7 protein-coding genes and 2 pseudogenes are annotated in these 9939 nt (G+C 62.8%); 7 read left to right on the forward strand and 2 right to left on the reverse strand.

The genetic code is table 11. From position 1 onward, the window contains the following. Positions 1 to 250: 250 nt before the first annotated feature. Positions 251 to 903: pseudogene (istB, locus tag MKW15_RS15140) on the reverse strand (IS21-like element helper ATPase IstB); the annotation flags it as partial. Between istB and MKW15_RS15145 the strand changes: the two are divergent. The 4 genes and pseudogenes from MKW15_RS15145 (at position 821) to MKW15_RS15160 (ending at position 5051) form a co-directional block, all read left to right on the forward strand. After that, on the forward strand, positions 821 to 1666 hold the full coding sequence (locus MKW15_RS15145) for a nucleoside-diphosphate sugar epimerase/dehydratase (protein ID WP_374247249.1): 846 nt from the start codon (positions 821 to 823) through the stop codon (positions 1664 to 1666). The pseudogene istB and the gene MKW15_RS15145 sit on opposite strands and share 83 nt — an antisense overlap. Next, complete coding sequence (locus MKW15_RS15150) at positions 1578 to 3083, forward strand: IS1634 family transposase (protein WP_240859687.1); 1506 nt, start codon at positions 1578 to 1580, stop codon at positions 3081 to 3083. The genes MKW15_RS15145 and MKW15_RS15150 overlap by 89 nt, the downstream gene beginning before the upstream one ends. Before the next feature lie 15 nt (positions 3084 to 3098). Then, a pseudogene (locus MKW15_RS15155) lies at positions 3099 to 3815 on the forward strand (exopolysaccharide biosynthesis polyprenyl glycosylphosphotransferase); the annotation flags it as partial. A gap of 48 nt (positions 3816 to 3863) precedes the next feature. Further along, positions 3864 to 5051, forward strand: coding sequence for an EAL domain-containing protein (locus MKW15_RS15160; protein ID WP_240859690.1), 1188 nt, complete (start codon positions 3864 to 3866; stop codon positions 5049 to 5051). A gap of 7 nt (positions 5052 to 5058) precedes the next feature. On the opposite strand, the gene MKW15_RS15165 is transcribed toward MKW15_RS15160, so the two are convergent. Then, positions 5059 to 6018: a 1,4-dihydroxy-2-naphthoyl-CoA synthase gene (locus tag MKW15_RS15165; protein ID WP_240859692.1), complete on the reverse strand. Its 960-nt coding sequence runs from the start codon at positions 6016 to 6018 to the stop codon at positions 5059 to 5061. 96 nt (positions 6019 to 6114) lie between these two features. On the opposite strand from MKW15_RS15165, the gene MKW15_RS15170 reads away from it, so the two are divergent. From MKW15_RS15170 to MKW15_RS15180, 3 genes are all read left to right on the forward strand, one after another. Then, complete coding sequence (locus MKW15_RS15170; protein WP_240859693.1) at positions 6115 to 6321, forward strand: hypothetical protein; 207 nt, start codon at positions 6115 to 6117, stop codon at positions 6319 to 6321. After that, entirely contained in the window at positions 6318 to 6962 is a 645-nt protein-coding gene (locus tag MKW15_RS15175) for a PaaI family thioesterase (protein ID WP_240859695.1), read from the forward strand. The genes MKW15_RS15170 and MKW15_RS15175 overlap by 4 nt, the downstream gene beginning before the upstream one ends. A 383-nt stretch (positions 6963 to 7345) precedes the next feature. Further along, positions 7346 to 9553: a hypothetical protein gene (locus MKW15_RS15180; RefSeq protein ID WP_240859697.1), complete on the forward strand. Its 2208-nt coding sequence runs from the start codon at positions 7346 to 7348 to the stop codon at positions 9551 to 9553. Positions 9554 to 9939: the final 386 nt, after the last annotated feature.

Raw genomic sequence — 9939 nt, forward strand, 5'->3', positions numbered from 1 at the left:
CTTCGCCTTCGCGAGGGCGGCGGGCCGAGCGGGTCATCGACTGGCTCTTTCTCGAGTAGTGGAACGCGAAATGCTAAGGCACCCCGAAACGGTATCGTCGTGACACGTGCGCCTGGAGTTCTTGGGGGATGAGAAGCAATGCAAAGCGAAAGTCCTTAGTTGTTCCCACAGCAACGATCTGTCAATGGCCATGTTGAGGTCCCCGCTGGTGGCCAGGTGAAAGTCCCCGCCCTGTGCGGTTTGGTTTAGTGGTTGGGGGCTCCGTTCGGTGGGTCATGCGGTAGGAATCACCGTCGGTGATGACGGTGGTGGCGTGGTGTAGGAGCCGGTCGAGGATGCTGACCGCGGTGGTGTGTTCGGGTAGGAACCGGCCCCATTTCTCGAAGGGCCAGTGGGAGGCGATGGCCAGGGAGCGGCGTTCGTAGGCGCCGGCGACGAGCCGGAACAACAGCTGGGTTCCGGTGTCGTCCAGCGGTGCGAATCCCATTTCATCGACGATGATGAGGTCCTGGCGGAGCAGGGTGTCGATGATTTTGCCGACGGTGTTGTCGGCCATGCCGCGATACAGGGTTTCGACGAGGTCGACGGCGGTGAAGTAGCGCACTTTGTGTCCGGCGTGCACCGAGGCGATCCCGAGTCCGATCAGGGTGTGGCTTTGCCGGTGCCGGCGGGCCCGATGATCGCCAGGTTATGTTGGGCGCGTACCCATTCCAATGATTCCAGGTAGGCGAAGGTGTTCGCCGGTATCGATGAGGCGGCCACATCGAAAGACTCCAACGTTTTGGTGACGGGGAACCCGGCGGCTTTGAGGCGGTTGCGGATGTTGGAGGCGTCTCGGGCGGCGATCTCGGCCTCCACCAGGGTGCGTAGCAGTTCTTCGGGGGTCCAGCGTTGGGTTTTCGCGGGTGCGTGGCCGGTCGCCTTCGGGCTTCTCGGCGCCGCGATCACGGCACTCGTTCTCGAACTGGCCGGCTTCTATCGACCCCGGCTGACTCTCTCGGCTCTCGACGACATGCCGCGGCTGGCCGGGTGGTCGTTGATCACGTCGGGGGTGTTGTTCGCCATCGGCCGTCAGGGCGTCAGCCATGAAAAGGTCGCGCTCTACGCGACGATCGTGTTCGGCGCCTTGCTGGTGGTTCGGGTTGCGTACTACGCGATGGTTCGCCGTCGGCGACGGGCGTCGTCGCACAATCGGCTTCGTGCTGCCATCGTCGGTGGCGGCGTGGTTGCGGTCGAGTTGATCGAGAGCACTCTGGAGCAGCCCGAGCTCGGAGTGGACGTGGTATTGGCGGTCAGCGACGACCCGATGCCGGAATTGTCCGGTACTGGTGTGCCGATCGAGTCGGGTGTCACCGAGATCCGAAAGTTGGCCATTGCCAACGATCTCGATGCGGTGATCGTCTCGTTCAGCTGCTTCCCGGACTCGCGGCTGGTGGGACCATTACGTGAGTGCGACGAACTGGACCTGACTTTTATCACCGAATCGGACATTGGTGGTCGGGATTGCGCTGACCTGCGGCGACGGCTTGGCGTGGGCTGGGATTTGCGCACTAATTCGGCGTTCGTAGGCTACGGGTGTGGCGTATGTGCGGACGGTGAAGACGGCGTCGGGAGCGACGGCGGTCCAGATCGTGCATTCCTCGCGACGTGGGTCACGCTCGATTGAGCATCTGGGGTCGGCGCACGACAAGGCTGCGATCGAGGCGTTGAAAGCTGTTGCGGCTCAGCGCATCCTTGGCGATCAGGGCGAGCTGGATCTGGGATTCGGGGCGGCCGGGGTGTCGGGTGGGCCGTTGCCGATCACGTCGTCGAAGATGGCGCACCTGTGCGAGGCGCTGTCGGGGGTGTATCGCGAACTCGGTTTCGCCCGCGCTACCGGCGGTGACCAGGTGTTTGAGGAGTTGGTGATCGCCCGCATCCTGGAGCCGACCAGCAAGCTCGACTCGCTGCGGGTGCTTGCCGAGGCCGGGCTGGCGCCGATGTCGTATCCCACGCTCAACCGGCGGCTGCCGATGTTTGCTGAGCCGGTGTGGCGGCAGAAACTGGCTGCGGCGTGCGCGGCGTATGCCGGCCTCGACTCGGCCACCCTGGTGCTCTACGACGTGACGACGCTCTACTTCGAGACCGACAAGGCCGACGGCTTCCGCGAGCCCGGATTCTCCAAAGAGCGCCGCCTTGAACCACAGATCACTGTCGGGTTGTTGACCGATGCGTCCGGGTTTCCGCTGATGGTGGAGGCTTTCGAGGGCAACAAAGCCGAAACGCTGACACTGATGCCGACGTTGCGGGCGTTCATGACCGCCCACCAGCTCACCAACGTGACTGTCGTCGCTGATGCCGGCATGATCTCCGCGGACAACAAGACAGCGATCGAAGACGCCGGCCTGTCGTTCATCCTCGGTGAGAAGATCCCGACCGTGCCGTACGTAATCAGTAAGTGGCACAACAATAATCCCGGTCGTGAGATCCCTGACGGGCTGGTTTTGACCCAGCCGTGGCCGGCAACCTCCAAGACCCGCCACCGGCGTAATCAGGTGGTCTACTACCAGTACAAGGCCGACCGGGCGCGGCGGTCACTGCGCGGTATCGACGAGCAGATCGCCAAGGCGCAGAAGGCGGTCGAGGGCAAGATCCCGGTCAAACGCAACCGGTTCGTCACGCTCAAGGGTGCGGCCAAGAGCGTGAACCGCGACTTGGAGACCAAAGCCCGCACCCTGGCCGGGTGGAAGGCGTATGCCACCAATATCGATTCGCCCACAGTCGATTTCGTGATCGGCACCTACCACGAGCTGTGGCGGATCGAGAAGAGTTTCCGGATGTCGAAATCCGACCTGGCCGCGCGCCCGATCTTCCACCGCAAAGAGGACTCGATCCGCGCGCACCTCGCAGTGGTATTCGCTGCCCTCGCCGTCACCCGCATCATCGAAGCCCGCACCGGCTGGTCGATCAAGAAGTTCGTCACCACAGCCCGCCGCTACCGCACCATCACCGTCCAAGCCGGCGAGCACACCATCACCGCCGCCGACCCCATCCCCGACGACCTCAACGAAGCACTCCGAGCCATCCGCGAACCTGCGCACTAATTGATAAAAGTCAGGTTACGTGAGTGCGACGAACTGGACTGCGAGATATTCCTTGTGCCTAGGCTTTTCGAGATGGTCTCGCTGTCGTGGGAGATGGATCGAATCCACACGATTCCCCTGATCCGGATGCGTCGAGACGCACTGCGCACCTGGTCGTGGAAGGTGAAGCGCATCTTCGACGTCGTGGTGGTGGCCACCGCCCTGTTCTTGCTGAGCCCGGTCTTCGCGGCGACCGCTCTCGCCGTCTACCTCAGCGATCCGGACGCCCCGATCATCTTTCGTCAGAAGCGAATCGGCCGCGGTGGCCGACTGTTCGACGTCCTCAAGTTCCGGTCGATGCGACCCATCGAAGCCGGTGTTTCCGATGCGGAATGGCAACCCAGCGAGGCCGATCGGATCGGGCGCGTCGGGCGAATCATCCGTAAGACCTCGCTCGACGAGCTGCCGCAACTGTGGAATGTGTTGCGCGGGGACATGTCGCTCGTCGGGCCACGCCCCGAGCGGCCGCACTTCGTCGAACAGTTCGAGACGTCCGTACCGAGCTATCGCGACCGGCACCGGGTTGGTGTCGGACTCACCGGTTGGGCGGCCATTCACGGGCTCCGCGGCGACACCAGCATCGAAGACCGTGCGCTCTACGACAACTTCTACATCGAGAACTGGAGTGTGTGGCTCGACGTCAAGATCCTGATCCGAACAGTCGGATCAGTGTTGCGCGGCACCGGCAGTTGAGCCTCGGTTGCACCCGCCTGCAGGGGTTGGTCGGTTATGATCCGCCGCATGACGGCAACGGTCGGGAACAGCGACGACATCGTGCTGTCGGTCGCGATCGATCCGATGCGTTGCGCGGTGACGGCCTACGGCCGAGAAGCGGTGGTCTTTGCGGCCGGCCAGGTCATCGACCGGATCTATCGAGGGTTCGGAGTCGAAGCCGAGTTCGTGCGTCGTTCATCGCTGGAGTGCCAGATTCGAATCGGCGGCCATCCCGACAGAGCCGAATTCATTAGGAAGGCAAATGGAATCCTCGGCGCGCACGTGGTCGAGACCCGCGAACACACCTACTTCATCGAGACGTGCATCGGTGTGGCGATCGGTGCCGATTTGCCTTCGGGGCCGACGGCGGACAACCTCGTCGAGTACGCCGACGCCGCGTTGTGTTCGGCGCTCAGTCGCCGGTTCATCGTGGCGTATGCGGGGCCGACGGTCGCCGAGTCGGTGCGCGGCGATGTCGACCTGGCCTGCCGAATGAAACTCTCGGACGACGAGGACTTCTTCGTGGTCTACCAGCCGCTGGTGGATCTGCCGGATCGACGTGTCCTGGGCTATGAATCCTTGCTGCGGTGGCGAACTCCCGAGGGAATCGTGTCGCCGGATGTGTTCATGACCGTCGCCGAGAGCACGTCGATGATCGTGCCACTTGGGCGGCGCTCGATTCGTGAGGCGGTGAGTGCGCTCGCGACCGACATCACCCCGCGGCACGGTCCGGACGCGTTCATCAGTATCAACTTGTCGACCCAGCAGCTCTACGACCAAGGCATCGCCGACTACGTCGTCGGACTCGTCGACGAGTTCGGTGTTCGCGCGCAACAGATTTGGATCGAGATTCGCGAGAACGAGGTCATCAACCTCGATTCGATCGCGGCAGATGCGATCGAGCAGTTGCACTTGGCGGGATGTCGCATCTGTGTCGACGATCTCGGTTCGGGCTTCTCGGCGTTGAGTTACCTGCGCGATCTGCCGGTGGACGTGCTCAAGGTCGACCGGTCGCTGATCGCCCGTCTCGTCGATGACGGGGGCATCAATCGCTCTGTGGTGCAGGCGATTTGCGACATGGCACGGGCCGCGGGAATCCAGACCGTGGCCGAAGGTGTCGAGGACGCGGCCCTGCTGCCCGAATTGGCGTCACTCGGGTTCGACGTCGGGCAGGGCTTTTTGTTCGGCCGTCCGGCGGACTCGCCGTCGGCGTGAGTTCTCGTCAGTAGTAGTACGGGAATGCATCCCAGTCGGGAGATCGTTTCTGCAGGAACGCATCTCGTCCCTCGACGGCCTCGTCGGTCATGTACGCCAATCGGGTCGCCTCGCCCGCGAAGACCTGTTGGCCCATCAGTCCGTCGTCGGTGAGGTTGAAGGCGAACTTCAACATGCGTTGTGCGGTAGGGGATTTCCCGTTGATCTTGCGTCCCCATTCGATCGCGGTCTGCTCGAGGTCGGCGTGGTCGACGACGCGGTTGACCGCGCCCATGCGGTGCATGGTCTCGGCGTCGTAGGCCTCGCCGAGGAAGAAGATCTCGCGCGCGAACTTCTGGCCGACCTGCTTGGCGAGGTAGGCGCTGCCGTATCCGGCGTCGAAGGAGCCGACATCGGCGTCGGTCTGCTTGAAGCGGGCGTGCTCGCGCGAGGCGAGGGTGAGGTCGCAGACGACGTGCAAGGAGTGTCCGCCGCCGGCGGCCCAGCCGTTGACGACGGCGATGACGACCTTGGGCATGGTGCGGATCAGGCGCTGGACCTCGAGGATGTGCAGGCGTCCGCCCTCGGCTTTGACGCGGGCCTCGTCGACGGTGTCGGCGGTTGCCGCGGCGACGTCGTCGTCGTGGGTGGTCGAGTACTGGTAGCCGGATCGTCCGCGGATGCGTTGGTCGCCGCCGCTGCAGAATGCCCAGCCGCCGTCTTTGGGGCTGGGGCCGTTGCCGGTGAGGAGGATGGTGCCGACGTCGGGGGAGCGGCGCGCGTGGTCGAAGGTGCGGTACAGCTCGTCGACGGTGTGCGGGCGGAACGCGTTGCGGACCTCCGGGCGGTCGAAGGCGATGCGGACGATGCCGTTCGCCCGACCCTCGCCGACGTGGCGGTGATAGGTGATGTCGGTGAGGTCGGCGAAACCGGGGACCACCGCCCACTGGGTTGCGTCGAACGGGTTCGGGCTGGTCGCGTCGGTCATGAACTCACCCTAATGCTCCAGTATCGGGCGCGGAAAACCGCAGGTGAAGCCGTCAATCCTTTGTTCGGACGACTTCTTTCTGGCACCCTGGACTACGTGAGTACCTGGGCGATCGTGCTGGTCGTGGTGGCGGCGTGGATCGTCGTCTCCATCGTGGTGGCGCTCGTCGTCGCCCGGGCCATCAAGATTCGCGACGAGAAGGAGCGCGGCAGCGAGCTTTGTGCCGGACTACGTGCCCGACGACGCGCCTTCGCGCGGCCCCGGAACGGACGGCTGAGCGCCTCTTATACGGTTGAGCGGTGAGCGACGCGAACGATGCCCCCGCCGAAGTCGAGGATCCCCACGAGGGAGGCTTCCGTGCGCACACCGCGATCACCACGACGCGTGGCGGCCCGCGATACGCAGAGTTCAGCGAACAGGTGCGCGCGCTCATGGACAACGCGCGCTACGCGTGCCCCGAGGAGGGGCTCACCGACGAACTGATCGATGAGCTCGCCGCGATCAACGCGAAGCTCGCCGCCGTCCGGATCGACGAGTGGCATTCGCCGGCCGGCACCCGCATCGACCTGCCGTCGCGCGGCAACATCACGCTGCCGCCCTACACGGTGGACAGCTACAGCGAGGAGGGCGTGTTCGCCACCCTCACATTCCGCGACTTCCATCTCGGCGGCAACAACGCCGCGCATGGCGGTCACATCGCGGTCGCCTTCGACGACCTCGCCGGCTTCGCGTCGGCCGTCGCCATCCAGGGCGTCAGCCGCACCGCGTACCTCACCGTGCAGTATCGCTCGATCACGCCGTTGAACACACCGCTGCAGTGTCACACCTGGGCCGACAAGATCGATGGCCGCAAGGTGTATCTCAAAGGCACCCTGCACGACGGCGACCGACTGTGCGCCGAGATGGACGGACTTTTCATCAAGCTGAATCCAGGTCAGCCGTAAAGGTTTCAGATCTCGCACGGATGACACCGGTGATGGGTGTGGGCTGGATAATCCAGTCTGATGTCTTGAGTGGTATCATTCGTGCGAACTCCTGTCTGTCCCCGAAATGGGGGACGGATTTGGTTGGTCTGTAGTTAGGCGACGAAAGTAGTTCGCGGGGAACGGCTTTCGATTTGGCAAATTGGTCTGAACAGGCGACATCTTCGGGGCATTGTCGTTGGCTGGTTCCTGCTAACTTCTGAGTCACCCGATTTCCTGGGAACCCTTTCTCCACCGAATTGTTGGGGTCTTTCATGACGAAGTCGTCTGTTCGGAAACTCACTCGTACCCGCCGTATCGTGGCGTCGTCGGGGATCGCGGCCGCGCTGTTGGCCGTTGCTCCGGTGGCCATCTCGGCCGCCGAGGACTCGCCCAGTGGATCGTCTTCCGAGAGCGATTCGTCCTCGGATTCGGCTGATTCGCAACCTGATTCGTCCAAGTCCGACGACGACGGCGATTCGCCGAAGAAGGACGAGGGTGGGGACTCGCCCACGAAGGACGACGCCGGTGACAACGACGCCGACAACGATGCCGGTTCTCCCTCGGGCGAGGCAGAACCCGATGGTGAGAAGGCAGAGACCGAACCGGCCGACAAGTCCGAGACTCCGGCCGAGAATACCACCGCCCCCAAGGTTGCCGAGACCACGCCCGACGTGACACAAACCGAGGTCACGACCCCCGCTCGTCGTACTCCCTCGGTGTTTCCTCGCCCGCACAAGACCTACACGGTGCCCGGGCTTTCCGACCCCGATCATGGGCACGACTCGGATGGCCCGCGGAAGCTGCGGAAGGTGGCCGGCCCGGTCGATGTCGCGGCGCCGGTGATTCCTGCTGCGCCCCTCGTCACTCCTGTGCTCGCTGACCGTGATGACGTCAAGTCCGAAACCGCCTACATCACAGCACTTCCCGTCAAGGTGAAAGAGGGCAAGGACGGAATTCTGAGCGCGTTCACCAGCGCAACGGGCAAGGGTGGGTTGATCCTGCTGAACCAGAGCGCGGTGGTTCTCGGTGTGCTGAATCGGCGGTCGCGAGGTGACGGCTCGGACTACCTCGGCATCCTCGGACCGGGAGAGCGGATGACGCTCCCGACACAGGTCGTTGCCACCGGGTCGCTCGGGAAGCACACCTGGGACGACGAAGCAGACGGCGTTGAACTGGATGAGCCGGTGGTGCAGTCGTTCTTGGAGAAGTCGGTGGTGCCGTATTCTGTGGAGGCGACGCTGGCCACGACGACGGCAAGCGATGCTGCCGCCGAGGACGAGGTCTACGATCCATTTGCTGAGTGGCTCTCGCCGTTCCCGGGCTACGTTGACCTACCGCTCCCCGGTCAGCCGGGCTACCAGGTTGATCCGCGGGGGGTGGAGGTATACACCGGGGGTGCCCTTGCATCGAATCCGGACGGAATCTTCGATTTCGGCTACTCGGTTGAGTCCTGGGAAGCGGCAGCGGCGGGTGACTCCAGCAATGTCTACTTCACTCTCGACGACATGCCTCGCTGGCACTATGAAGGGTCGAGTTCCGTCAATTCGGAGTGGATCTCAGCGCTGGAAGCCGTGGCCTTCGTGGGCTTCTTCGACCCAGGGCTGACGCGGGAGCCGGGATACGCAGCGGGCTTTTATGATCCCGACTACAACGATCCCAACGAGTCGGTCTACTACACGAACATGACGGGTGATCCTGTGCTCGCAACGATCTACAGGTCGCAGGCAGGTGGTGCCAAGACGCTCGAACAGATCGAGTTGGATGCAGGTGATACGCTCGAAATCGAAAAGCCCCTTCCAATGACAAACAAGTTCGTAACTGTGCAAGCGCCTCGCGGTCCCGACGGTCGAGTCAACATCATCACGACACAAGCCCTCGGGTATCCGGAACTGACTCAGGACCTCCGAACGATCGACGTGCCCGGTAACCCTCCGTCGGGTAATCCGCAGTACGACAATCTGGTCCTTCACTTTGCGACTAGCCACGTTGACTACTACTCGTTCGATCCGGGCACTGGGACACCAGACACGTGGGAGTTTGTCGCGACCCCACCGCCACCTACTAATCCCCCGGTAATCGATCCAACAGAGCCGGAAGTGGCGTACAAGATCGCCCAGATCGAGCAGGTGCTGTCTAATGTTCTGAACTCGCAGGCGTATTCCTTCCTCGGCAACACGATGAACCTGGTCGGGACGATCCTCGGCAACGACGTCTTCACGAACGGTGCGCTGGCCGCAGACATAACCCGAATTGGCCTCCAACTCCAAATAGGCGAATACCGCCAAGCCGCGATCGGGATTGCTTCCGTGATTGTCGATGCGGTTGGCGAGGTCGCGAAAGGGCCAGCCAAGGTGAATGCAGTTGTGACTCTCGTGGTCGCAGCGGCTCAGGTGGTCCTCTATACCGCCGACAAGGCTGCGGAGATCGATTGGAGCTCAAGCGGGGAAACGTGGCAGTTCCTTCGGGAGAACCCGGGAGTGGGCTTCGAGGAGCTAGGACGCGCCGTGCTCACAGTGGGCAACGAACTGGGCCTCAAACTTGCTGATGGGTTTCTTCGGGCAAAGGGATAAGTCAATCTTAGCGGTCCGGATTTGAAGTCGGTTGCGTTTGATTCTTTCTTTCGAGAATTTCGTTTGCGGGTTTGGTCCACACGAATGGTTCGCAGGGTTGTTCTAGTTGGTGACGAATCGACGGATGGCAGCACGAGGTCGGGAACCTGGTGAAGGTGCCGCGGTGGATCGCCTGGCGTTGGATGGTGGTGGTGAACCATGCCTTGATCATGGTGATCTAGAACCCGGAGGTGGGTGTGAAATGCACTGTCAACCAGAGATTGTGGGCCGGCCAGTCCTTCACCTCGGCCTTCTTGTGGGGGCCGTAGCTGTCCATGACCAGGTACAGGTATTGGTCGAGATAGAGTTTGCGACGTATTTGCGGAAGGCAAGGAACGCACTTTGGC

The organism is Gordonia gummivorans, from assembly GCF_022513585.1.
Taxonomy (GTDB): domain Bacteria; phylum Actinomycetota; class Actinomycetes; order Mycobacteriales; family Mycobacteriaceae; genus Gordonia.

Excerpts from the sequence above, each read along its gene's own strand:
- MKW15_RS15145 (WP_374247249.1), top strand. The coding sequence starts at position 821 with ATGTTGGAGGCGTCTCGGGCGGCGATCTCGGCCTCCACCAGGGTGCGT.
- MKW15_RS15160 (WP_240859690.1), top strand. The coding sequence starts at position 3,864 with ATGACGGCAACGGTCGGGAACAGCGACGACATCGTGCTGTCGGTCGCG.
- MKW15_RS15165 (WP_240859692.1), bottom strand. The coding sequence starts at position 6,018 with ATGACCGACGCGACCAGCCCGAACCCGTTCGACGCAACCCAGTGGGCG.